At 57.6% G+C, this 22,909-nt stretch carries 22 protein-coding genes; 17 read left to right on the forward strand and 5 right to left on the reverse strand.

Annotated features, from left to right (window positions below; all coding sequences use genetic code 11):
* Nucleotides 1–28: 28 nt before the first annotated feature.
* The 7 genes from dapF to corA all read left to right on the forward strand — a co-directional run bounded on the left by dapF (nucleotide 29) and on the right by corA (nucleotide 6,721).
* Complete coding sequence (gene dapF / locus ACOTXL_RS11640) at nucleotides 29–853, forward strand: diaminopimelate epimerase (RefSeq protein WP_022646661.1); 825 nt, start codon at nucleotides 29–31, stop codon at nucleotides 851–853.
* The gene (locus tag ACOTXL_RS11645) at nucleotides 850–1,557 is read left to right on the forward strand and encodes a DUF484 domain-containing protein (protein WP_045350339.1); all 708 of its coding nucleotides are present in this window, start codon (nucleotides 850–852) and stop codon (nucleotides 1,555–1,557) included. Before dapF ends, ACOTXL_RS11645 begins: the two co-directional genes overlap by 4 nt.
* Nucleotides 1,554–2,456 carry a tyrosine recombinase XerC gene (gene xerC / locus ACOTXL_RS11650; protein ID WP_022650173.1) on the forward strand — a complete coding sequence of 301 codons (903 nt, stop codon included), beginning with the start codon at nucleotides 1,554–1,556 and terminating at the stop codon, nucleotides 2,454–2,456. The genes ACOTXL_RS11645 and xerC overlap by 4 nt, the downstream gene beginning before the upstream one ends.
* Nucleotides 2,456–3,172: a 5-amino-6-(5-phospho-D-ribitylamino)uracil phosphatase YigB gene (gene yigB, locus ACOTXL_RS11655; RefSeq protein WP_003860811.1), complete on the forward strand. Its 717-nt coding sequence runs from the start codon at nucleotides 2,456–2,458 to the stop codon at nucleotides 3,170–3,172. Before xerC ends, yigB begins: the two co-directional genes overlap by 1 nt.
* A 79-nt stretch (nucleotides 3,173–3,251) precedes the next feature.
* Complete coding sequence (gene uvrD, locus ACOTXL_RS11660) at nucleotides 3,252–5,414, forward strand: DNA helicase II (protein WP_017383586.1); 2,163 nt, start codon at nucleotides 3,252–3,254, stop codon at nucleotides 5,412–5,414.
* Between the two features lie 149 nt (nucleotides 5,415–5,563).
* A complete protein-coding gene (ysgD, locus tag ACOTXL_RS11665) occupies nucleotides 5,564–5,620 on the forward strand; it encodes a YsgD/CorL family protein (RefSeq protein ID WP_212743980.1) in 57 nt (18 codons plus the stop codon).
* Between the two features lie 150 nt (nucleotides 5,621–5,770).
* Nucleotides 5,771–6,721, forward strand: coding sequence for a magnesium/cobalt transporter CorA (gene corA, locus ACOTXL_RS11670; RefSeq protein ID WP_003860807.1), 951 nt, complete (start codon nucleotides 5,771–5,773; stop codon nucleotides 6,719–6,721).
* An 83-nt stretch (nucleotides 6,722–6,804) separates the two neighbouring features.
* Here the strand turns inward: corA and rarD are convergent, their stop codons facing one another.
* The gene (gene rarD, locus ACOTXL_RS11675) at nucleotides 6,805–7,701 is read right to left on the reverse strand and encodes an EamA family transporter RarD (RefSeq protein WP_045350338.1); all 897 of its coding nucleotides are present in this window, start codon (nucleotides 7,699–7,701) and stop codon (nucleotides 6,805–6,807) included.
* Nucleotides 7,702–7,752: 51 nt separating this feature from the next.
* Nucleotides 7,753–8,220, reverse strand: a complete 468-nt coding sequence (yigI, locus tag ACOTXL_RS11680; protein ID WP_006812366.1) for an acyl-CoA thioesterase YigI — start codon at nucleotides 8,218–8,220, stop codon at nucleotides 7,753–7,755.
* Between the two features lie 160 nt (nucleotides 8,221–8,380).
* On the opposite strand from yigI, the gene pldA reads away from it, so the two are divergent.
* From pldA to rhtC, 3 genes are all read left to right on the forward strand, one after another.
* A complete protein-coding gene (pldA, locus tag ACOTXL_RS11685) occupies nucleotides 8,381–9,250 on the forward strand; it encodes a phospholipase A (protein ID WP_003860803.1) in 870 nt (289 codons plus the stop codon).
* 90 nt (nucleotides 9,251–9,340) lie between these two features.
* Entirely contained in the window at nucleotides 9,341–11,170 is a 1,830-nt protein-coding gene (recQ, locus tag ACOTXL_RS11690; RefSeq protein WP_003860800.1) for an ATP-dependent DNA helicase RecQ, read from the forward strand.
* Between the two features lie 61 nt (nucleotides 11,171–11,231).
* Complete coding sequence (rhtC, locus tag ACOTXL_RS11695) at nucleotides 11,232–11,852, forward strand: threonine export protein RhtC (RefSeq protein ID WP_023323988.1); 621 nt, start codon at nucleotides 11,232–11,234, stop codon at nucleotides 11,850–11,852.
* Here rhtC and rhtB read toward each other — a convergent pair.
* A complete protein-coding gene (gene rhtB / locus ACOTXL_RS11700) occupies nucleotides 11,849–12,469 on the reverse strand; it encodes a homoserine/homoserine lactone efflux protein (protein ID WP_045350337.1) in 621 nt (206 codons plus the stop codon). The two genes, rhtC and rhtB, sit on opposite strands and share 4 nt — an antisense overlap.
* Before the next feature lie 111 nt (nucleotides 12,470–12,580).
* Here rhtB and pldB point away from each other — a divergent pair, with 111 nt between their 5' ends.
* The 3 genes from pldB (at nucleotide 12,581) to ACOTXL_RS11715 (ending at nucleotide 15,387) form a co-directional block, all read left to right on the forward strand.
* The gene (pldB, locus tag ACOTXL_RS11705) at nucleotides 12,581–13,573 is read left to right on the forward strand and encodes a lysophospholipase L2 (protein ID WP_015570002.1); all 993 of its coding nucleotides are present in this window, start codon (nucleotides 12,581–12,583) and stop codon (nucleotides 13,571–13,573) included.
* Nucleotides 13,574–13,604: 31 nt separating this feature from the next.
* Entirely contained in the window at nucleotides 13,605–14,405 is an 801-nt protein-coding gene (gene yigL / locus ACOTXL_RS11710; protein WP_003860797.1) for a sugar/pyridoxal phosphate phosphatase YigL, read from the forward strand.
* Between the two features lie 82 nt (nucleotides 14,406–14,487).
* Complete coding sequence (locus ACOTXL_RS11715) at nucleotides 14,488–15,387, forward strand: carboxylate/amino acid/amine transporter (protein WP_003860795.1); 900 nt, start codon at nucleotides 14,488–14,490, stop codon at nucleotides 15,385–15,387.
* Here ACOTXL_RS11715 and metR read toward each other — a convergent pair.
* The gene (gene metR, locus ACOTXL_RS11720; RefSeq protein WP_045350336.1) at nucleotides 15,275–16,228 is read right to left on the reverse strand and encodes an HTH-type transcriptional regulator MetR; all 954 of its coding nucleotides are present in this window, start codon (nucleotides 16,226–16,228) and stop codon (nucleotides 15,275–15,277) included. The two genes, ACOTXL_RS11715 and metR, sit on opposite strands and share 113 nt — an antisense overlap.
* 116 nt (nucleotides 16,229–16,344) lie before the next feature.
* Between metR and metE the strand changes: the two genes are divergently transcribed.
* Complete coding sequence (metE, locus tag ACOTXL_RS11725; RefSeq protein ID WP_023315188.1) at nucleotides 16,345–18,606, forward strand: 5-methyltetrahydropteroyltriglutamate--homocysteine S-methyltransferase; 2,262 nt, start codon at nucleotides 16,345–16,347, stop codon at nucleotides 18,604–18,606.
* 47 nt (nucleotides 18,607–18,653) lie between these two features.
* Here the strand turns inward: metE and ACOTXL_RS11730 are convergent, their stop codons facing one another.
* Nucleotides 18,654–19,460 carry a dienelactone hydrolase family protein gene (locus ACOTXL_RS11730; protein ID WP_023302906.1) on the reverse strand — a complete coding sequence of 269 codons (807 nt, stop codon included), beginning with the start codon at nucleotides 19,458–19,460 and terminating at the stop codon, nucleotides 18,654–18,656.
* Between the two features lie 259 nt (nucleotides 19,461–19,719).
* Between ACOTXL_RS11730 and udp the strand changes: the two genes are divergently transcribed.
* The 3 genes from udp to ubiE all read left to right on the forward strand — a co-directional run bounded on the left by udp (nucleotide 19,720) and on the right by ubiE (nucleotide 22,900).
* Nucleotides 19,720–20,481 carry a uridine phosphorylase gene (gene udp / locus ACOTXL_RS11735; protein ID WP_003860792.1) on the forward strand — a complete coding sequence of 254 codons (762 nt, stop codon included), beginning with the start codon at nucleotides 19,720–19,722 and terminating at the stop codon, nucleotides 20,479–20,481.
* A 139-nt stretch (nucleotides 20,482–20,620) separates the two neighbouring features.
* Nucleotides 20,621–22,078, forward strand: coding sequence for a DNA recombination protein RmuC (gene rmuC / locus ACOTXL_RS11740; RefSeq protein WP_023315189.1), 1,458 nt, complete (start codon nucleotides 20,621–20,623; stop codon nucleotides 22,076–22,078).
* Between the two features lie 66 nt (nucleotides 22,079–22,144).
* Nucleotides 22,145–22,900: a bifunctional demethylmenaquinone methyltransferase/2-methoxy-6-polyprenyl-1,4-benzoquinol methylase UbiE gene (gene ubiE / locus ACOTXL_RS11745; RefSeq protein WP_003860790.1), complete on the forward strand. Its 756-nt coding sequence runs from the start codon at nucleotides 22,145–22,147 to the stop codon at nucleotides 22,898–22,900.
* The last annotated feature ends 9 nt before the right edge of the window (nucleotides 22,901–22,909 follow it).

Here is a 22,909-nt window from a genome sequence, read left to right on the forward strand (position 1 = left end):
GTTCTGTACCCGCGCAATGGAGCAAATGATGCAGTTCTCTAAAATGCATGGCCTTGGCAACGACTTTATGGTCGTCGACGCGGTAACGCAGAATGTCTTTTTCTCCCCGGAACTGATCCGTCGTCTGGCGGATCGACACGTGGGCGTGGGGTTTGACCAGCTGCTGGTGGTGGAGCCGCCTTACGATCCTGACCTGGACTTTCACTATCGCATTTTTAACGCCGACGGCAGCGAAGTTTCCCAGTGCGGCAACGGCGCGCGCTGTTTTGCCCGCTTTGTACGGCTGAAAGGGCTGACCAACAAGCGCGATATCCGCGTCAGCACCGCCAATGGCCGGATGGTGCTCAGCGTCACCGACGACGAACTGGTGCGCGTGAACATGGGAGAGCCGAACTTCGAACCCTCTGCCGTGCCGTTTCGCGCCAACAAAGCGGAAAAGACCTATATCATGCGTGCCGCCGAGCAGACAGTATTGTGCGGCGTCGTCTCAATGGGTAACCCGCACTGCGTGATTCAGGTGGATGATGTGCAAACCGCGGCGGTTGAAACGCTCGGCCCGGTGCTGGAAAGCCACGAGCGCTTCCCGGAGCGGGCGAACATCGGTTTCATGCAAGTGGTGAAGCGTGAACATATTCGCCTGCGGGTTTACGAGCGCGGCGCGGGCGAAACCCAGGCCTGCGGAAGCGGTGCCTGTGCGGCGGTGGCCGTCGGTATCTCACAGGGGTTACTGGCAGAAGAGGTTCGCGTGGAATTACCAGGCGGTCGGCTTGATATCGCCTGGAAAGGAGCGGGTCATCCACTGTACATGACTGGCCCGGCGACACATGTTTATGACGGGTTTATCCATCTATGAAGCAACCAGGGGAAGAACTGCGGGAACCTGTAACAGAGCTGGACGACAGCACTGTTGTGGATTATCTGCTGCACAATCCTGAGTTTTTTATCCGCAATGCACGCGTCGTCGAACGGATGCGCGTGCCGCATCCGGTTCGCGAGACCGTGTCGCTGGTTGAATGGCACATGGCGCGCTCGCGCAACCACATCAATCAGCTCGAAGAGAACATGACGCTGCTGATGGAGCAGGCCAGCAATAACGAAAGCCTGTTCTACCGTCTTCTGCACCTTCAGGCGCGTCTGGCTTCCGCACACAGTCTCGAAGAGTTCCTCAACCGCTTCCACCGCTGGGCGCGCGAGCTGGGGCTGGCAGGCGCGACGATCCGTCTCTTCCCTGACCGCTGGCGCATTGGCGCGCCGTCCGGGTTTACCCATCTGGCGCTGAGCCGTCAGGCGTTTGAGCCGCTGCGCATTCAGCGTCTGGGCCATGAGCACCATTATCTGGGGCCGCTCAACGGGCCAGAACTGCTGGTGATGCTGCCGGAAGCCAAAGCTATCGGCTCGGTGGCGATGTCGCTGATGGGGCGCGATGGTGACCTGGGCGTGATGTTATTTACCAGCCGCGACGCGCATCACTATGAACAGGGGCAGGGTACGCAACTGTTGCAGGAGATCGCCCTGATGTTGCCTGAGTTGCTGGAGCGCTGGATTGAGCGCGTATGACGGACGGACTGCTCGCCACTGACGTCACCCGCTTTCTGCGCTATCTGGGCGTAGAACGTCAGCTCAGCCCTATTACGCTGCTCAACTATCAGCGTCAGCTTGATGCCATCATGCAGATTGCCGATGAAATCGGCCTGAAAAGCTGGCAACAATGTGACGCCGCCACGGTACGCGGGTTCGTCGTGCGTAGCCGTAAAAAAAACTTAAGCCCGGCGAGCCTGGCGCTCCGGCTCTCTGCCCTGCGCAGTTTCTTCGACTGGCTGGTCAGTCAGGGCGGTCTGAAAGCCAACCCGGCGAAAGGGATCGCCACGCCGAAAGCCCCGCGTCATCTGCCGAAAAATATCGACGTCGACGACGTAAACCGCCTGCTAGATATCGATCTTAACGATCCGCTGGCCGTTCGCGACCGCGCAATGCTGGAGGTGATGTACGGCGCGGGCCTGCGTCTCTCTGAGCTGGTGAACCTCGACTTGAAGCACCTCGATCTGGAATCCGGCGAGGTGTGGGTGATGGGCAAGGGCAGCAAAGAGCGCCGCCTGCCGATCGGCCGCAATGCGGTCTCCTGGATTGAGCACTGGCTGGACCTTCGCGGGCTGTTTGGCGCCGACGAAGATGCGCTGTTCCTGTCGAAACTCGGCAAGCGGATCTCGGCGCGTAACGTGCAGAAGCGCTTTGCGGAGTGGGGCATTAAGCAGGGGCTGAACAGCCACGTTCACCCCCACAAGCTGCGCCACTCCTTTGCGACGCACATGCTGGAATCAAGCGGCGACCTGCGCGGCGTACAGGAGCTGCTTGGTCACGCGAATCTGTCGACCACCCAAATCTATACCCACTTAGACTTCCAACACCTTGCCTCGGTGTATGACGCGGCGCATCCACGCGCCAAACGGGGGAAATAATGCGTTTTTACCGCCCACTCGGTCAGATCTCAGCCCTGACGTTTGATCTTGATGACACCCTTTACGACAATCGTCCGGTGATCCTGCGTACCGAGCAGGAGTCGCTGGCGTTTGTGCAGAACTACCATCCTGCGCTGAAAACGATGCAGAACAAAGACTTCCAGAAGCTGCGTCAGTCCCTGCGGGAAACCGAGCCGGAAATTTACCATGACGTGACCGAATGGCGCCGCCGTGCGGTTGAGCAGGCGATGCTCAATGCCGGCCTGAGCGCGCAGGACGCGGCCACGGGTGCCGAAGCGGCCATGGAAAACTTTGCCAAATGGCGCAGTCGGATCGACGTGCCGCAGGAGACCCACGACACGCTGGCGAAGCTCGCCGAAAAGTGGCCGCTGGTGGCCATCACCAACGGCAACGCTCAGCCTGAACTGTTTGGTCTGGGGAACTATTTTCAGTTCGTTCTGCGCGCGGGCCCGCACGGACGCTCGAAGCCGTTCAACGATATGTATCATCTGGCAGCGGAAAAACTGGATTTGCCGCTCGGTGAGATCCTGCACGTGGGCGACGACCTGACCACGGACGTCGCCGGGGCGATCCGCTGCGGCATGCAGGCCTGCTGGATCAAGCCGGAAAATGCCGATCTGATGACTACCCCGGATAGCCGTCTTCTGCCGCACGTGGAAATTTCACGGTTGGCATCCCTCACGACGCTGATATAATCATCAATTGTTCTGTATAAATTAACAGGGTTTTGGCGAATGGAAACATTTGCCTGCCCGCCATGACGTGACGGTGCCAATGGACGTTTCTTACCTGCTCGACAGCCTTAATGATAAACAGCGTGACGCGGTTGCCGCCTCGCGTACAAACCTGCTGGTACTGGCTGGAGCGGGCAGTGGTAAGACGCGCGTGCTGGTTCACCGTATCGCCTGGCTACAGAGCGTGGAGAACTGTTCGCCGTACTCGATTATGGCCGTGACGTTCACCAACAAGGCGGCGGCGGAGATGCGCCACCGTATCGCACAGCTGATGGGCACCAGCCAGGGCGGCATGTGGGTTGGCACCTTCCACGGCCTGGCGCACCGTCTGCTGCGCGCGCACCATATGGACGCTAACCTGCCGCAGGATTTCCAGATCCTCGACAGCGAAGATCAGCTGCGCCTGCTGAAACGCCTGATCAAGGCGATGAATCTCGACGAGAAGCAGTGGCCGCCGCGTCAGGCGATGTGGTACATCAACGGTCAGAAAGACGAAGGGCTGCGTCCGCATCATATTCAGAGCTTCGGTAACCCGGTCGAGCAGACCTGGCAGAACGTCTACAAGGCCTATCAGGAAGCGTGCGATCGCGCCGGTCTGGTGGATTTCGCCGAACTGCTGCTGCGTGCCCACGAGCTGTGGCTGAACAAACCGCATATCCTGCAACACTACCGTGAACGCTTTACCAACATCCTGGTGGACGAATTCCAGGATACCAACAACATCCAGTACGCCTGGATCCGCCTGCTGGCCGGGGATACCGGCAAGGTGATGATCGTAGGCGATGACGACCAGTCTATCTACGGCTGGCGCGGCGCGCAGGTGGAGAACATCCAGCGCTTCCTCAACGATTTCCCCGGCGCGCAAACCATCCGTCTGGAGCAGAACTACCGTTCTACCAGCAACATTCTGAGCGCGGCCAACGCCCTGATTGAGAACAACAACGGGCGCCTGGGTAAAAAGCTGTGGACCGATGGCGTAGACGGCGAACCGATTTCGATTTACTGCGCCTTCAACGAGCTCGACGAAGCCCGCTTCGTGGTGAACCGCATTAAAACCTGGCAGGAGAACGGCGGCGCGCTGGAGCAGTGTGCCATTCTCTATCGCAGCAACGCCCAGTCGCGCGTGCTGGAAGAGGCGCTGTTGCAGGTGAGCATGCCGTACCGCATTTATGGCGGTATGCGCTTCTTCGAACGTCAGGAGATCAAAGATGCGCTCTCGTATTTGCGTCTGATTGCCAACCGTAACGACGATGCGGCGTTTGAGCGCGTGGTGAACACGCCGACGCGCGGCATCGGCGATCGTACGCTGGACGTGGTGCGTCAGGCCTCGCGCGATCGTCAGCTCACGTTGTGGCAGGCGTGCCGCGAGCTGTTACAGGAAAAAGCCCTTGCCGGGCGCGCCGCCAGCGCATTGCAGCGCTTCCTGGAGTTAATCGACGCGCTGGCGCAGGAAACGGCCGACATGCCGCTGCACGTCCAGACCGACCGGGTGATTAAAGATTCCGGCTTGCGCACCATGTACGAGCAGGAAAAAGGCGAGAAGGGCCAGACCCGTATTGAGAACTTAGAGGAACTGGTGACGGCAACGCGCCAGTTCAGCTACAACGAAGAAGACGAAGACCTGATGCCGTTGCAGGCATTCCTCTCTCACGCCGCGCTGGAGGCGGGTGAAGGGCAGGCCGATACCTGGCAGGATGCGGTTCAGCTGATGACCCTGCACTCCGCGAAAGGTCTGGAGTTCCCGCAGGTGTTCATCGTCGGGATGGAAGAGGGGATGTTCCCGAGCCAGATGTCGCTGGATGAAGGCGGGCGTCTGGAAGAGGAGCGTCGTCTGGCCTACGTGGGCGTGACCCGTGCGATGCAGAAACTGACTCTGACCTACGCGGAAACCCGCCGCCTGTACGGGAAAGAGGTGTATCACCGTCCGTCGCGCTTTATCGGCGAACTGCCGGAAGAGTGTGTGGAAGAGGTGCGCCTGCGCGCCAGCATCAGCCGTCCGGTCAGCCATCAGCGTATGGGCTCGCCGATCTCTGAAACCGACACCGGTTACAAGCTGGGCCAGCGCGTGCGCCACTCGAAGTTTGGCGAAGGCACCATCGTCAACCTGGAAGGCAGCGGCGAGCACAGCCGTTTGCAGGTAGCGTTCCAGGGGCAGGGGATCAAATGGCTGGTGGCAGCCTATGCCAAGCTGGAAAGTGTGTAACTTTCAGAAAAATATCACTATTTTGTAATAATCTGCTAGCCTTATACGTTGAAGGTCAATTAATGCCCTTCAGCGTTCCGTTGCGTGTTGACGCCACAGTTATTGCTGGCGTAACATGCGCGCACGATTACGCTAAGAGGACATTCGCCTTGGACACACCCAGTAGATACTGGCTCAATTCCCTGTCATCCAGGAACAACTCCTAAGGCTATCTCCTCTTGCTGATGGCCTTAGTGGTTGTCAGCGACTGCATCATTCCCGTCGCGCTGAGTCAGGCTGTTTAATGGTCTGAAACCCAATTTGTTTCTGTGTGCCCACCGAACTGTCCGATATTTTTTGCATTGGGAGTCCCGGTCATGTTGAGCGCATTTCAACTCGAAAATAACCGACTGACTCGGCTTGAAGCCGAAGAGTCACAGCCCCTCATTGATGCCGTATGGGTGGATCTGGTCGAGCCGGACGACGATGAGCGCCTTCGCGTACAATCTGAACTGGGGCAAAGCCTGGCGACACGCCCGGAACTGGAAGACATCGAAGCATCCGCCCGTTTTTTTGAAGACGAAGACGGCCTGCACATTCACTCCTTCTTCTTTTTCGAGGATGCCGAAGACCACGCGGGGAACTCCACCGTGGCGTTTACCATCCGCGATGGCCGCCTGTTCACCCTGCGCGAGCGCGAACTGCCTGCGTTTCGTCTCTACCGTATGCGCGCCCGCAGCCAGGCGATGATGGACGGCAACGCTTATGAGCTGCTGCTGGATCTGTTCGAAACCAAAATCGAACAGCTGGCGGATGAAATCGAAAACATCTACAGCGACCTGGAAAAGCTGAGCCGCGTGATCATGGAAGGCCATCAGGGCGATGAGTACGACGAAGCGTTGTCCACGCTGGCTGAGCTGGAAGATATCGGCTGGAAGGTGCGTTTGTGTCTGATGGATACCCAGCGCGCGCTGAACTTCCTGGTGCGCAAGGCGCGTCTGCCGGGCGGTCAGCTGGAGCAGGCGCGTGAGATCTTACGCGATATCGAATCCCTGCTGCCGCACAACGAATCCCTGTTCCAGAAGGTCAACTTCCTGATGCAGGCGGCGATGGGCTTTATCAACATCGAGCAGAACCGCATCATCAAGATCTTCTCGGTGGTGTCCGTGGTGTTCCTGCCGCCGACGCTGGTGGCGTCCAGCTACGGGATGAACTTCGAGTTTATGCCGGAGCTGAAGTGGAGCTTTGGCTACCCGGGGGCGATTATCTTTATGATCCTCGCCGGGCTGGCGCCGTATCTGTACTTTAAGCGGAAGAACTGGCTGTAAAAATCTGGCGGGTGGCGCTGCGCTTACCCGCCCTACGATCGAATTCCCTCTCCCTGTGGGAGAGGGTTAGGGTGAGGGCAACATCACAGCCCTTTGCGCACCCTGCGCTGGGTATAAATCGCATCCGCAACAAAGATGGCCAGCGCCACCCAGATAAAGGCGAACGTCACCATCTTATCCGCACCCGGCACCTCGCCGTAAAACACCACCGCCAGCAGGAACATCAGCGTCGGGCCAATGTACTGGAAGAAGCCCAACGTGGAGAGGCGCAGACGCGTTGCCGCGCCGGTGAAGCACAGCAGGGGAATCGTCGTGACCACGCCCGCGGCTATCAGCATCAGGTTCAGCGAACATGGGTTGCTGCCCATGTGGCTGGTGGCGCTGTCGGCAATACCGAACAGGTAGATCGCGGCGACAGGCAGCAGCCACAGGGTTTCAAACAGCATTCCCGTCTGCGCTTCCACGGCGATTTTTTTACGCACCAGGCCGTAGAAGGCAAAGCTGAACGCCAGCCCCAGGGCGATAACCGGCAGTGAGCCGAAGGTCCACAGCTGTACCAGCACGCCGCAGAAGGCCAGAATCACTGCCACCCACTGCATCCGGCGAAAGCGCTCGCCGAGGAAAATCATCCCCAGCAAAATATTGACCAGCGGGTTAATAAAGTAGCCCAGGCTGGCTTCGAGCATGTGATGGTTATTCACCGCCCAGATAAACAGCAGCCAGTTTCCGCCAATCAGCACCGCAGAGAGGGCGAGCAGGAAGACCTTCTTCGGGGTTTTCAGCAGCGTTTTGACGCCTGACCACTGACGGCTGATACTCATCAGCGCAATCATGAAGAAAAACGACCAGATGACGCGGTGAGTGAGGATCTCGTCCGCCGGAACATAGGCAATAAGTTTGAAGTACGCCGGTGCTATACCCCAAATAAAATAAGCGGCAAGGGCGAGTAAAACGCCCTGCCGCGTCTGTTTAGCATCCATCGGGAAAATCCGTTACAAAAAAGTGAAGTAATTTTACCCGAATTTGCCGTCTCAACCCACCATATAAGTGGCGGTTGCGCTGGCGATATAAACCTGCTCCTCGTTATGCAGCTCAACGCGGGCGACGGCAACTTTATTCCCGGCGCGCAGCAGGCTGCTGGTACAGGTGAAGCGGTTTCCGCGTCCTGGGCGCAGGTAGTCGACGCGTAAATCGATGGTGCCCATGCGCGACAGGCGCTGGCGTAATTCATCTTCGTTGATGGTGTCGTGGCGCGTCAGCGTGCTGCCCACGCACACCAGACCGGCCGCCACGTCCAGCGCGGAGGCAATTACCCCGCCGTGCAAAATGCTTTGCGCCCAGTTACCGACCATCATTGGCTGATTATTGAAACTCAGCTGAGCGAAGTCTTTTTCGTATCGCTCCAGCTCAAGACCCAGTGCACGGTTGAACGGCATGTGGTACACAAAAATCTCGCCCACGAGCTTTAAGGTTTCTTCGGCGGTGAGTGTGGCTGACATCTGACGTGGCATCCTTGTTGTTAACAAAATGTTGATTTTATGCTTCAGGATAAAGGAATGCCACTTTAAGAAACGAGGAAGCGGAAGTTATCGCAGAAGTCTGTAGAATGCCCGGACAAAACTATTCATTAAATGTCACCATTTCAGGAGAACACCACCGATGCGGACGTATCTGGGTTGGTTACTGGCGGCGGTTGCGCTGCCCCTCACAGCATATGCGCAGGAAGCGACGATCAAAGAGGTGCATGATAAACCTGCCGTTAAGGGTAGCATCATCGCCAATATGCTTCAGGAGCATGACAATCCGTTCACGCTGTACCCGTATGACACAAACTACGTGATCTACACCCAGACCAGCGATCTCAACAAAGAGGCGATAAGCTCCTATAACTGGTCTGATAATGCGCGTAAAGATGAGGTGAAGTTCCAGCTCAGCCTCGCCTTCCCGTTCTGGCGCGGCATCCTGGGGCCGAACTCGGTACTTGGCGCGTCCTACACGCAGAAGTCATGGTGGCAGCTCTCCAACAGCGGGGAATCATCACCGTTCCGCGAAACCAACTATGAACCGCAGCTGTTCCTCGGTTTCGCCACCGATTATGAGTTTGCAGGCTGGACGCTGCGAGACGTGGAGGTGGGCTATAACCACGATTCCAACGGTCGTTCCGACCCAACCTCACGCAGCTGGAACCGCATCTATACGCGTCTGATGGCGCAGAACGGCAATTTCATGGTGGAAGTGAAGCCGTGGTACGTAGTAGGCAGCACCGATGACAACCCGGATATCACCAAATATATGGGCTACTATCAGCTTAAAGTGGGCTATCAGCTGGGTGACGCGGTGCTAAGTGCCAAAGGCCAGTACAACTGGAATACCGGCTACGGCGGTGCAGAGCTGGGCCTGAGCTACCCGGTAACGAAACACGTTCGTCTCTATACTCAGGTGTATAGCGGGTATGGCGAATCGCTGATCGACTACAACTTCAACCAGACCCGCGTCGGTGTGGGCGTCATGCTGAACGATATTTTCTAAGCTGCTCGAATGTTTTTGCGTTAAACGTTGAAGTTTCTCTCTCAGGCGCTGAAAATAGCGCCTGTTTCATTTCTGGCATATGGGGTTAACGTGGCGCAGGCGGAAGTATTGAATCAGGAATCGCTGGCTAAACAGGTTTTGCATGAAACCTTTGGCTACCAGCAGTTCCGTCCTGGCCAGGAAACCATCATTGAAACCGTGCTGGAAGGCCGCGATTGCCTGGTGGTCATGCCGACCGGCGGCGGTAAATCGCTCTGCTATCAGGTACCCGCGCTGGTGCTTAATGGCCTGACGGTTGTGGTATCACCCCTTATTTCCCTGATGAAAGACCAGGTCGACCAGCTGCTCGCCAACGGCGTGGCGGCGGCCTGTCTTAACTCAACGCAAACTCGCGAGCAGCAGCAAGAGGTGATGGCCGGGTGCCGCACCGGACAGGTTCGCCTGCTGTATATCGCGCCAGAGCGCCTGATGCTGGACAACTTCCTCGACCACCTGGCGCACTGGAACCCGGTGCTGCTGGCGGTGGATGAAGCGCACTGTATCTCCCAGTGGGGACACGATTTCCGCCCGGAATACGCCGCCCTCGGCCAGCTTCGTCAGCGCTTCCCCGAGCTGCCGTTTATGGCGCTTACCGCCACGGCGGACGACACCACGCGTCAGGACATCGTTCGCCTGCTGGGACTGAACGACCCGTATATTCAGGTCAGCAGCTTCGACCGCCCGAACATCCGCTATATGCTGATGGAAAAGTTCAAGCCGCTGGATCAGCTCCTGCGCTACGTGCAGGAGCAGCGCGGCAAGTCCGGCATCATCTACTGCAACAGCCGCGCAAAGGTGGAAGACACCGCTGCGCGTCTGCAAAATCGCGGCTTTAGCGCGGCGGCATACCATGCCGGGTTAGAGAACCACATCCGCGCCGACGTGCAGGAAAAATTCCAGCGCGACGACCTGCAAATCGTGGTCGCAACGGTGGCGTTCGGGATGGGGATCAATAAGCCCAACGTGCGCTTTGTGGTGCATTTCGACATTCCGCGCAATATCGAATCCTACTATCAGGAGACCGGCCGCGCCGGGCGTGACGGCCTGCCTGCGGAAGCGATGCTGTTTTACGACCCGGCGGATATGGCGTGGCTGCGCCGCTGTCTGGAAGAGAAACCGCAGGGGCAGTTGCAGGATATCGAACGCCACAAGCTTAACGCGATGGGGGCCTTCGCCGAAGCGCAAACCTGCCGCCGTCTGGTGCTGCTCAACTACTTTGGTGAAGGGCGTCAGGCGCCGTGCGGCAACTGCGATATCTGCCTCGACCCGCCGAAGCAGTACGATGGCCTGATGGACGCGCGCAAAGCGCTCTCGACTATCGGACGCGTGAACCAGCGCTTTGGGATGGGCTACGTCGTTGAAGTGCTGCGCGGGGCTAACAACCAGCGTATCCGCGATATGGGTCACGACAAGCTACCGGTTTACGGCATCGGGAAAGACCAGAGCCATGAGCACTGGGTGAGTATTATCCGCCAGCTGATCCACCTCGGCTTTGCCACGCAAAATATTGCCCAGCATTCTGCGCTTCAGCTGACCGAAGCGGCGCGACCTGTCCTGCGTGGCGAGGTTGAACTGAAGCTCGCCGTTCCGCGCGTCGTCGCCCTGAAGCCGCGCGTGATGCAAAAATCCTACGGCGGTAACTACGACCGCAAGCTGTTCGCCAAGCTGCGTAAGCTGCGTAAAGCTATTGCCGATGAAGAGAACATCCCGCCATACGTGGTGTTCAACGACGCGACGCTGATCGAGATGGCCGAGCAAATGCCGCTCAGCGCCAGCGAGATGCTCAGCGTCAACGGCGTCGGCACGCGTAAGCTGGAGCGCTTCGGTAAAGAGTTTATGGCGCTCATCCGTTCCCACGCTGATGGTGATGATGAGGAGTAGTCAGCCGGGCGAAAAAGTGCCAGGATGGTGACTCACTGTATTATTTCCCCGCGAGCTAATTATGTTAATGCTATTTCTCACCGTGGCGTTAGTGCACATCGTTGCGCTGATGAGCCCAGGCCCTGATTTTTTCTTCGTGTCGCAAACGGCCGTCAGCCGCTCCCGCAAAGAGGCGATGATGGGTGTGCTCGGTATTACCATGGGCGTCATGGTCTGGGCGGCGGTTGCGCTGCTCGGTCTGAACCTGATCCTGGCGAAAATGGCGTGGCTGCATAACATCATTATGGTTGGCGGCGGTCTGTACCTGTGCTGGATGGGCTACCAGATGCTGCGCGGGGCGCTGAAGAAAGAAGAGAACAAGCCGGAAGAGCCAAAGGTTGAGCTGGCAACGGGCGGCCGTAGCTTTGTGAAAGGGCTGCTGACCAACCTGGCGAACCCGAAAGCAATTATTTACTTCGGCTCGGTATTCTCGCTGTTTGTGGGGGATAACGTCGGCGCGGGCGCGCGCTGGGGGATCTTCCTGCTGATCGTTGTGGAAACGTTCGCCTGGTTTACCGTTGTGGCAAGCCTGTTTGCCTTACCGGCGATGCGTCGCGGCTACCAGCGCATCGCGAAGTGGATCGACGGCTTCGCCGGCGCGTTGTTCGCCGGCTTCGGCATTCATCTCATCATTTCTCGCTAAGCATGACGCGCTGACGCAAGCAGCGCGCCAACCAGCATAAACAGCGAACCAAAGACTTTGTTCAGGGCCTTCATCTGCTTAGGCCCTTTGATCCACGCCGCAATTCGCTGCGCCAGCGTCGCGTAACCAATCATCACAATGATATCGACAATAATGGTGGTTGCGCCCAGCACCACGTACTGCATCACCTGTGGCTGATGCGGCACGATAAACTGCGGGAACAGGGCGGCGAGGAACACGATGCTTTTCGGGTTGGTCAGGTTAACGAACACCGCGCGCTTAAACAGGTGGCCGCGTGTTTGCGTCCGGGAGAGCGTATGCAGATCAATCGAGCCTGCGGCGCGCCACTGCTGAATACCCAGCCAGATAAGATACGCTGCGCCAGCCCATTTCAGCACCTCGAAGGCCAGCACCGAACGGGAGAACAGCGTGCCCAGACCAATCCCCACCAGCACAATATGAATGCCAAGCCCGGTCTGTAAACCGGCGATTGACGCCACCGCGCCGCGATAGCCGTGATTAAGGGAGGTGGTCATGGTGTTGATTGCGCCCGAGCCAGGTGAAAGGCTGAGGATGATGGATGTCAGCAGGTAGGCGAACCACCACTCGAAGGTCATTTGAAACTCCCGGATCGTCTGTTTTTATGCCACAATACGCTATTGTTGAGTCATTTTGTGACCGGTGACGAAAAAAACGATATTCCCTGAATTACGGGGGGTGGAAACCCAATGTTTCAGCAGAAAAAGGACTGGGAAACACGAGAAAACGCATTTGCTGCTTTCTCCATGGGGCCGCTGACCGATTTCTGGCGCCAGCGTGAGGAAGATGAGTTTATGGGCGTCGGGGAAATCCCGGTACGCTTCGTTCGTTTCCGTGATGAAAAAAATGACCGGGTGATTGTGGTCTGCCCCGGGCGCATCGAAAGCTATATCAAATATGCCGAGCTGGCGTATGACCTGTTCCATCTGGGCTTTGATGTGTTAATTATCGACCATCGCGGGCAGGGGCTTTCTGGCCGGATGTTACCGGATACCCATCGCGGCCACGTGGATAACTTCAGCGATTACGTCGACGATCTGGCCGCGTTCTGGCAGCAGGAAGTGCAGCCCGGACCGTGGCGCAAGCGTTATATTCTTGCCCACTCCATGGGGGGCGCGATCTCGACGTTGTTTTTGCAGCGCCATAAGCACCAGTGCGACGCCATTGCGCTGACCGCGCCGATGTACGGCATTGTGATACGTTTTCCTGACTGGATGGTGCGCCATCTTCTCGACTGGGCTGAGGGCCATCAGCGCATTCGAGAAGGCTATGCCATCGGAACAGGACGCTGGCGGGCGTTACCGTTTGCCATCAACGTGTTAACCCACAGTCGGCAGCGTTATCGGCGCAACCTGCGTTTTTATGCCGATGAACCGCGTCTGCGGGTCGGCGGCCCCACCTGGCACTGGGTGCGGGAAGGTATTCATGCCGGTGAACAGGTGCTGGCAGGCGTAGGCGATGATGACACGCCGACGCTCCTGATCCAGGCGGAAGAAGAGCGTGTGGTGGATAACCGCATGCATGACCGCTATTGTGAACTTCGCGCCGCTGCGGGCCATCCCTGTGAAGGGGGTAAACCGCTGGTCATCAACGGTGCGTACCATGAGATCCTTTTTGAAAAGGACGCTATGCGCTCAGTCGCGCTCAACGCCATTGTTGAATTTTTCAACAGGCATAACTGATTATTGTTTTCCACCAGAGGTTGAAATCCCTATGTACCAGGTTGTTGCATCTGATTTAGATGGCACGCTGCTTTCCCCCGACCACACCCTGTCGCCTTATGCGAAAGAGACCCTAAAACTCCTGACTGCCCGTGGCGTGAACTTCGTGTTCGCCACCGGTCGCCACCACGTGGACGTGGGGCAGATCCGCGATAACCTGGAGATCAAGTCGTACATGATCACCTCTAACGGTGCGCGCGTACATGACACGGACGGCAACCTGATTTTTACCCATAATCTCGATCGTGACATCGCCACCGATTTGTTCGGCATTGTGCATAACAACCCGGATATCGTGACTAACGTTTACCGCGACGACGAGTGGTTTATGAACCGCCATCGCCCGGAAGAGATGCGCTTCTTCAAGGAAGCCGTATTCCAGTACTCACTGTACGAGCCGGGTCTGCTGGAGCCGGAAGGGATCAGTAAGGTGTTCTTCACCTGTGTAAATCATGAGGAGTTACTGCCGCTGGAGCAGGCGATCAACGCCCGCTGGGGCGACCGCGTGAACGTGAGCTTCTCCACGCTGACCTGTCTGGAAGTGATGGCGGGCGGGGTGTCCAAAGGTCACGCGCTGGAAGCGGTCGCGAAACGGCTGGGTTTTGATCTGAAAGACTGTATCGCCTTTGGCGATGGCATGAACGATGCCGAGATGCTCTCCATGGCGGGTAAAGGCTGCATCATGCAGAACGCGCACCAGCGCCTGAAAGATCTGCACCCGGAGCTGGAAGTGATTGGCACGAACGCAGACAACGCGGTACCTAAGTATCTGCGCAAACTGTTCCTTGAATAATCTTCATTTGATTGTTTATTATTCAGATGTCAACTAAAGAGTTCGCTACAATGCCTCTCCTTCTTTCTGAGAGACAAGCATTGTGGCGCTACTCATTATCACGACTATCCTGTGGGCCTTCTCCTTTAGTCTGATTGGCGAATACCTTGCCGGATCGGTCGACAGCTACTTTTCGGTGCTGATGCGCGTGGGGCTGGCGGCGCTGGTGTTCCTGCCGTTCCTGCGTACCCGCGGGCAGTCGCTAAAAACTATTCTGCTGTACATGCTGGTAGGCGCGATGCAGCTCGGCATCATGTACCTGTTCAGCTTCCGGGCCTACGTTTACCTGTCCGTCTCGGAATTTCTGCTCTTCACCGTGCTGACGCCGCTCTACATCACGCTGATTTATGACTTGCTCAGCAGGCGCCGCCTGCGCTGGGGATATCTGCTGAGCGCTGCGCTGGCAGTCATTGGCGCGGCGATTATTCGCTATGACAAGGTAAGCGATCACTTCTGGACCGGGCTGATGTTCGTCCAGCTCGCTAATATCAGCTTTGCCATCGGGATGGTGGGTTACAAACGCCTGATGGAGACCCGCCCGATGCCGCAGCATAACGCGTTTGCGTGGTTCTATATGGGCGCGGCGATTGTCGCGATTGCGGCATGGTTTATGCTCGGCAACCCGCAAAAGCTGCCGACCACCCCCGTGCAGTGGAGCGTTCTGGTCTGGCTGGGCGTGGTGGCCTCGGGGCTGGGCTATTTTATGTGGAACTACGGCGCGACGCAGGTAGACGCCGGAACGCTGGGGATCATGAACAACGTGCACGTGCCGGCAGGGCTACTGGTGAACCTCGCCATCTGGCAGGAGCAGCCGCACTGGCCGAGTTTCCTTATTGGGGGAACGGTGATCCTGGCTTCGCTGTGGGTACATCGCCGCTGGGTCGCTCCGCGCTCCGCACAAACGGAAGATGGTCGCACGCGTGGTTCCGCGCTGAGCGAATAAACGCTTCCGTAATTGGCTGACGTTGCTCGCCATCGCGCACGGCGGCGTACAGCCGGCTCCACAGTCCTTCACCCAGGGTTTTGGTGACCACCAGACCCTGGCGTTCAACCGTCTCGACCACCCAGTGCGGCAGCGCCGCAATTCCCATTCTGGCCGCCACCATCTGAATTAACAGCAGCGTGTTATCCACGCTTTTCAGCTGTGGGCTGATGCCTGCGGGTTGCAGGAAATGGCGCCAGATATCCAGACGACTGCGCTGTACCGGGTAAATCAGCAGCGTCTCCGTTGCCAGATCTTCCGGCGTGATACGCGTTTTGGCGGCCAGCGGATGGTCCGGGGCCAGCACCAGACGCACCTCAAAATCAAACATTGGCAAATAGTGCAGACCGCTGCGTGGCAGAATATCTGAGGTCATCACCAGATCCAGCTCACCCTGCTGAAGCGACGGCTGCGGATCAAACGTGACGCCGGATTTGAAGTCCATCTCCACCTGCGGCCACTTCTGGCGGAAGTTCTCAAGCGCGGGGGTCAGCCACTGAATACAGCTGTGACACTCAATGGCGATGCGCAGGGTGGTCTGCTGCGGCTCGTTGCAGGACTGCAACGCGCTGGCAATCTGCGGCAGCACCTGGTTCGCCAGCTGAAGCAAAATTTCGCCCTGCGGCGTAAAGCGCAAAGGCTGGCTCTTACGCACAAAAAGACGAAAGCCGAGGCGTTGTTCCAGATCGCTGAACTGGTGAGAAAGGGCAGACTGAGTCTGGTGCAGCGTGGCCGCTGCCGCCGCAAGAGAACCGCAGTTCCGCAACGCTTGTAGCGTTTTCAGGTGTTTAATCTCGATCATGAAAGTCCTTCACTTCGGCATGAACATTTTGCGCTTGAGGAATATACAGTACCTGCCAATTATAGAAGTGTAAACATCTGGACGTCTAAATAACGAATTTCTACAAGGGGTATGCCATGACAATCCGCACTCACACTCTCGGTTTCCCTCGCGTTGGTCTGCGTCGCGAGCTGAAAAAAGCGCAAGAAAGCTACTGGGCGGGTAACGCCACCCGCGAAGAACTGCTGGCGGTGGGACGCGAGCTGCGCGCGCGTCACTGGGATCAGCAAAAACAGGCGGGCGTAGACCTGCTGCCGGTGGGCGATTTCGCCTGGTACGACCATGTTCTGACCACCAGCCTGCTGCTTGGCAACGTGCCGGCTCGTCATCAGAACAACGATGGATCGGTGGATATCGATACCCTGTTCCGCATCGGCCGTGGCCGCGCGCCAACGGGTGAGCCAGCGGCAGCGGCGGAAATGACCAAGTGGTTTAACACCAACTATCACTATATGGTGCCGGAGTTCGTTAAGGGCCAGCAGTTCAAACTGACCTGGACCCAGCTTCTGGATGAAGTGGACGAAGCGCTGGCGCTGGGTCACCAGGTGAAACCCGTGCTGCTGGGGCCGGTCACCTACCTGTGGCTGGGCAAAGTGAAAGGTGAGCAGTTCGACCGCCTCAGCCTGCTGAACGATATTCTGCCGGTTTATAAGCAGGTGCTGATTGAGCTGGGTAAGCGCGGTATTCAGTGGGTGCAAATCGATGAACCGGCGCTGGTGCTTGAGCTGCCGCAGGCGTGGCTGGATGCCTTCAAACCGGCGTATGACGCGCTCACGGGCCAGGTGAAGCTGCTGCTGACCACCTATTTCGAGGGCGTAACGCCTAACCTCGACACCATTACTGCGCTGCCGGTTCAGGGTCTGCATGTTGATCTCGTTCACGGCAAAGACGATGTGGCAGAGTTGCACAAGCGTCTGCCTGCGGAGTGGCTGCTCTCTGCCGGTCTGGTGAATGGTCGTAACGTCTGGCGTGCCGATCTCACCGAGAAATATGCACAAATTAAGGACATTGTCGGTAAACGTGAATTGTGGGTAGCCTCTTCCTGTTCCCTGCTGCACAGCCCGATCGACCTGAGCGTGGAGACCCGACTCGACCCTGAGGTGAAAAGCTGGTTTGCCTTTGCTCTGCAAAAGTGTGAGGAGCTGGCTCTGCTGCGCGACGCGCTAAACAGCGGCGACACGGCAGCGATTACCGACTGGAGCGCTCCGATCCAGGCGCGCCGTCACTCGACGCGCGTGCATAACCCTGTGGTGGAAAAACGTCTGGCGGCCATCACCGCCCGGGACAGCCAGCGCCAGAGCCCGTATGAAGTGCGCGCCGAAGCCCAGCGTGCGCGCTTTAACCTGCCCGCGTGGCCGACCACAACCATCGGCTCCTTCCCGCAGACTACCGAGATCCGCGGCCTGCGCCTGGACTTCAAAAAGGGCAATCTGGATGCGAATCACTACCGCACCGGCATTGCGGAACACATCAAACAGGCGATCGTCGAGCAGGAACGTCTGGGTCTGGACGTGCTGGTGCACGGCGAGGCCGAGCGTAACGATATGGTGGAATACTTCGGTGAACACCTGGACGGCTTCGTTTTTACCCAGAACGGCTGGGTGCAAAGCTACGGCTCCCGCTGCGTGAAGCCGCCGGTGGTGATCGGCGACGTCAGCCGCCCGGAAGCGATCACCGTGGAGTGGGCGAAGTATGCCCAGTCTCTGACCGACAAACCGGTAAAAGGCATGCTGACGGGGCCGGTGACCATTCTCTGCTGGTCGTTCCCGCGTGAAGATGTATCCCGGGAAACCATCGCCAAACAGATCGCCCTGGCGCTGCGTGATGAAGTGGCAGATCTGGAAGCGGCGGGGATTGGCATCATTCAGATCGACGAACCGGCGCTGCGTGAAGGGTTGCCGCTGCGTCGCAGCGACTGGGATGCTTACTTACAGTGGGGCGTGGAGGCTTTCCGCCTCAACGCGGCCGTCGCGAAGGACGACACGCAGATCCACACCCACATGTGTTACTGCGAATTTAACGACATCATGGACTCCATTGCCGCGCTCGACGCCGATGTGATCACCATCGAGACCTCGCGTTCAGACATGGAGCTGCTGGAGTCGTTCGAAGAGTTCGACTACCCGAACGAAATCGGGCCGGGCGTGTATGACATTCACTCCCCTAACGTGCCAAGCGTGGAGTGGATTGAATCGCTGCTGCAAAAAGCGGCCCAGCGCATCCCGGCGGAACGTCTGTGGGTAAACCCGGATTGCGGCCTGAAAACCCGTGGCTGGCCTGAAACCCGCGCGGCGCTGGCGAACATGGTGCAGGCGGCGCAGAATTTGCGTCAGGCGTAGTGGTGCTGGATTGCCCGGTTGGCGTAGCCGCCACCGGGCTTTTGGTATTACGCTTTCTTCCCGCCGTACTGGCTGAACCACGCCAGCATTCTCTGCCAGCCATCTTTCGCGGATTCCGCGTGATAGCTCGGACGATAATCGGCATTAAACGCGTGTCCCGCATCCGGGTACACCACGATTTCGGCCTTCGCGTTTGCCGCCCGCAGCGCGTGGCGCATGGTCTCGACGGTATCAAGCGGAATGCCGGTATCCTGACCGCCATACAGCCCTAGCACCGGGGCATTTAAATCGGTGGCGATATCAACCGGATGTTTCGGCGAGTTCAGCGTCTTTTCGCCCACCAGTTTGCCGTACCAGGCCACGGCCGCTTTCAACTGCGGATTGTGCGCGGCATACAGCCAGCTAATGCGTCCACCCCAACAGAAGCCGGTCACCATCAGACGGTGCGGGTCGCCACCGTTGCGCGCCGCCCAACTGGCAACGTGGTCGAGATCGGCCAGTACCTGCGCGTCCGGCACTTTGCTGACCAGGTTGCTGAACAGCGTCGGGATGTCGCTGTAATCATTCGGATCGCCCTGACGGAAATAGAGTTCCGGCGCAACGGCCAGGTAACCTTCCAGCGCCAGACGGCGGCAGAGGTCGCGAATATGTTCATGAACGCCAAATATTTCCTGCACCACGATCACGATGGGCAGCGGGCCATCGGCAGATTTTGGCCGCGCGTGGTACGCTGGCATGTTCTCTCCCTGGGAGGGAATGGAGGTCTCGCCTGCGGTAATGGCTTCTTCAGGGGTTGAGACGATGGTTGAAGCGTGCGGGGCCGCAGCAGGTGCAAAACCGATTTTTTCAGTCATGGCATTCTCCGTACCAATGAATGGATTAGCGCAAAGATAAATATAGACACCAGGTTAACAACCCACAGTGCCTTATAGCGTCTATCTTTTGTGCAGCACCCGGCGATATAACTTGTTAATGTGATGTGAATCACTGTTTTATGGAAATTAGCTGCAATCATTTTCATTCATGGTGAGGTGTGTCACGAAATAATGCACATTGCTTCTGTAAAGTACCGTTTTACTTCTTCTGACAAACCGACCCACAGAGGAGTCACCTATGTCTAAGTCTGATGTTTTTCATCTCGGCCTCACTAAAAACGATTTACAAGGGGCTACGCTTGCTATCGTCCCTGGCGATCCAGAGCGTGTGGAAAAGATCGCCGCGCTGATGGATAAGCCGGTTAAGCTGGCAGCGCATCGCGAATTCACCACCTGGCGCGCAGAGCTGGACGGTAAAGCGGTGATCGTGTGCTCTACCGGTATTGGTGGCCCGTCTACCTCTATCGCCGTTGAAGAGCTGGCGCAGCTGGGCATTCGTACTTTCCTGCGCATCGGCACCACAGGCGCCATTCAGCCGCACATCAACGTGGGCGACGTGCTGGTTACCACCGCATCCGTGCGTCTGGACGGGGCAAGCCTGCACTTTGCACCGATGGAATTCCCGGCAGTGGCTGATTTCGAATGCACCACCGCGCTGGTTGAAGCCGCGAAATCCGTGGGCGCCACCACCCACGTGGGCGTAACTGCCTCTTCCGATACCTTCTACCCGGGCCAGGAGCGTTACGACACCTTCTCTGGTCGCGTGGTGAGCCGTTTCAAAGGCTCCATGGAAGAGTGGCAGTCGATGGGCGTCATGAACTACGAAATGGAATCTGCGACGCTGCTGACCATGTGCGCGAGCCAGGGTCTGCGTGCCGGTATGGTGGCGGGCGTTATCGTCAACCGTACCCAACAGGAGATCCCGAACGCTGAAACCATGAAGCAGACTGAAAGCCATGCGGTGAAAATCGTGGTTGAAGCGGCGCGCCGCCTGATCTAATTCTCTCTTCAGTGCTAAAAGGCCGACATGCTCGGCCTTTTCTTTTTGCGTAACGCCTCGCAGGAAAACCCTTTCAAACTGGACGTTCATACAGCACAATTCTATTTTGTGCGGGTTAGACGTGGATGCAGGGGGCATTGTGGATATCTCAATCCTGGTTTATGCGGTAGTTGCGCTGGTGAGCGTGGGGATTGGCTGGCTCATTTCCGGCTACCAGCATGCGCAGCAGAAAGCCGAACAGCTGGCAGAGCGCGAAGAGATCGTCGCCGAACTCAGCGCGACGAAACAACAGCTTGCGCTGAGTGACCACTGGCGCGATGAGTGTGAACTGCTCAATAACGAACTGCGCAATCTGCGCGACATTAACACCTCGCTGGAGGCCGATCTCCGGGAAGTGACCACCCGCCTTGAGTCCACCCAACTGCACGCCGAAGACAAAATCCGTCAGATGATCAACAGCGAGCAGCGTCTTAGCGAGCAGTTTGAGAACCTCGCGAACCGCATTTTTGAGCACAGCAATCGCCGCGTGGATGAGCAGAACCGTCAGAGCCTGAACAGCCTGCTGACGCCCCTGCGTGAGCAGTTGGACGGCTTTCGACGTCAGGTACAGGACAGCTTTGGTCAGGAGGCCCGCGAGCGCCACACGCTGGCGCATGAAATTCGTAATCTCCAGCAGCTGAATGCGCAGATGGCGCAGGAGGCGGTTAACCTGACGCGCGCACTGAAAGGTGATAACAAAGCGCAGGGAAACTGGGGCGAAGTGGTCATGACGCGCGTGCTGGAGGCCTCTGGCCTGCGCGAAGGATACGAATACGAAACGCAGGTCAGCATTGAAAACGATGCGCGCTCGCGGATGCAGCCGGATGTCATTGTTCGTCTGCCACAGGGCAAAGATGTGGTTATCGACGCCAAAATGACGCTGGTGGCCTATGAGCGCTACTTCAACGCGGAAGATGACTACACCCGCGAAACAGCGTTGCAGGAGCACATCGCCTCCGTGCGTAACCATATCCGTCTGCTGGGCAGAAAAGATTATCAGCAGTTGCCGGGGCTGCGATCGCTGGATTATGTGCTGATGTTCATTCCGGTTGAGCCAGCCTTCCTGCTGGCGCTCGACAGACAGCCCGAACTGATCACCGAAGCGCTGAAAAATAACATTATGCTGGTCAGCCCCACCACGCTACTGGTGGCGTTACGTACCATTGCCAACCTGTGGCGCTATGAGCACCAAAGCCGTAACGCGCAGCAGATTGCCGATCGCGCCAGCAAGCTGTACGACAAAATGCGGCTGTTTGTGGACGATATGTCCTCGGTGGGGCAAAGCCTGGATCGCGCGCAGGATAACTACCGACAGGCGATGAAAAAACTCTCCTCCGGGCGTGGCAATTTGCTGGCGCAGGCGGAGGCGTTTCGCAGCCTGGGGGTGGAAGTTAAACGCGAGATTAATCCGGAACTGGTGGAGCAGGCTACCGCTCAGGACGAAGAGTTTCGTCTGCGTGAAGGCGACGGTGAGCAAAATAGCCGCAATGAAGACAACGGTTTAGCGGCGAGTTTATCCCCCGAAGCGCAGCCGGCACGTTTCTTTCACGGTGGTTGAAACGTAGGGCAAATGCGCCCAATCTGTTACACTTCACGAACATTTGACTGATTAGCAGGCTCTGAGATGGTTGACGATTCACAAGACACAACGCACTTTGGCTTTCAGACTGTCGCCAAAGCGCAGAAAGCTGACATGGTGGCCCACGTATTTCATTCCGTGGCGGCGAAGTACGATGTGATGAATGATTTGATGTCATTCGGCATTCATCGCTTGTGGAAACGCTTCACTATTGATTGCAGCGGCGTGCGCCGTGGACAAACGGTGCTGGATTTAGCCGGAGGCACAGGGGATCTGACCGCTAAATTCTCCCGTCTGGTTGGCGAAACCGGCCGCGTGGTGCTGGCGGATATCAACGACTCCATGCTGAAAATGGGACGCGAAAAGCTGCGTAACATCGGCGTGGTAGGCAACGTTGAATATGTTCAGGCCAACGCCGAAGCGCTGCCGTTCCCGGATAATACGTTCGACTGCATCACCATCTCTTTCGGTCTGCGTAACGTGACCGATAAAGATAAAGCGCTGCGCTCCATGTACCGCGTGCTGAAGCCGGGCGGCCGACTGCTGGTTCTCGAGTTTTCTAAACCGATTATCGACCCGCTGAGCAAAGCTTACGATGCCTATTCCTTCCACGTTCTGCCGCGCATCGGCGAGCTGGTGGCAAACGATGCAGAAAGTTACCGTTATCTGGCCGAATCCATCCGAATGCACCCGGATCAGGACACGCTGAAAGCGATGATGCAGGATGCCGAGTTTGAAAACGTGGAATACTTCAATATGACGGCGGGTGTCGTCGCGCTGCATCGTGGTTACAAGTTCTGAGTGGAGGTT

The sequence above is a fragment of the Enterobacter cloacae complex sp. IR5402 genome, assembly GCF_049238125.1.
Classification (GTDB): domain Bacteria; phylum Pseudomonadota; class Gammaproteobacteria; order Enterobacterales; family Enterobacteriaceae; genus Enterobacter; species Enterobacter hormaechei_C.

What these genes read in the sequence shown, in the direction of transcription:
- ubiE (WP_003860790.1), top strand. Translation starts at nt 22,145, where the DNA reads ATGGTTGACGATTCACAAGACACAACGCACTTTGGCTTTCAGACTGTC.
- rhtB (WP_045350337.1), bottom strand. Translation starts at nt 12,469, where the DNA reads ATGACCTTCGAGTGGTGGTTCGCCTACCTGCTGACATCCATCATCCTC.
- ACOTXL_RS11730 (WP_023302906.1), bottom strand. Translation starts at nt 19,460, where the DNA reads ATGACTGAAAAAATCGGTTTTGCACCTGCTGCGGCCCCGCACGCTTCA.
- corA (WP_003860807.1), top strand. Translation starts at nt 5,771, where the DNA reads ATGTTGAGCGCATTTCAACTCGAAAATAACCGACTGACTCGGCTTGAA.
- pldB (WP_015570002.1), top strand. Translation starts at nt 12,581, where the DNA reads ATGTTTCAGCAGAAAAAGGACTGGGAAACACGAGAAAACGCATTTGCT.
- rhtC (WP_023323988.1), top strand. Translation starts at nt 11,232, where the DNA reads ATGTTAATGCTATTTCTCACCGTGGCGTTAGTGCACATCGTTGCGCTG.
- xerC (WP_022650173.1), top strand. Translation starts at nt 1,554, where the DNA reads ATGACGGACGGACTGCTCGCCACTGACGTCACCCGCTTTCTGCGCTAT.
- yigB (WP_003860811.1), top strand. Translation starts at nt 2,456, where the DNA reads ATGCGTTTTTACCGCCCACTCGGTCAGATCTCAGCCCTGACGTTTGAT.
- metE (WP_023315188.1), top strand. Translation starts at nt 16,345, where the DNA reads ATGACAATCCGCACTCACACTCTCGGTTTCCCTCGCGTTGGTCTGCGT.
- dapF (WP_022646661.1), top strand. Translation starts at nt 29, where the DNA reads ATGCAGTTCTCTAAAATGCATGGCCTTGGCAACGACTTTATGGTCGTC.
- pldA (WP_003860803.1), top strand. Translation starts at nt 8,381, where the DNA reads ATGCGGACGTATCTGGGTTGGTTACTGGCGGCGGTTGCGCTGCCCCTC.
- udp (WP_003860792.1), top strand. Translation starts at nt 19,720, where the DNA reads ATGTCTAAGTCTGATGTTTTTCATCTCGGCCTCACTAAAAACGATTTA.
- uvrD (WP_017383586.1), top strand. Translation starts at nt 3,252, where the DNA reads ATGGACGTTTCTTACCTGCTCGACAGCCTTAATGATAAACAGCGTGAC.
- ACOTXL_RS11645 (WP_045350339.1), top strand. Translation starts at nt 850, where the DNA reads ATGAAGCAACCAGGGGAAGAACTGCGGGAACCTGTAACAGAGCTGGAC.
- yigL (WP_003860797.1), top strand. Translation starts at nt 13,605, where the DNA reads ATGTACCAGGTTGTTGCATCTGATTTAGATGGCACGCTGCTTTCCCCC.
- rarD (WP_045350338.1), bottom strand. Translation starts at nt 7,701, where the DNA reads ATGGATGCTAAACAGACGCGGCAGGGCGTTTTACTCGCCCTTGCCGCT.
- metR (WP_045350336.1), bottom strand. Translation starts at nt 16,228, where the DNA reads ATGATCGAGATTAAACACCTGAAAACGCTACAAGCGTTGCGGAACTGC.
- yigI (WP_006812366.1), bottom strand. Translation starts at nt 8,220, where the DNA reads ATGTCAGCCACACTCACCGCCGAAGAAACCTTAAAGCTCGTGGGCGAG.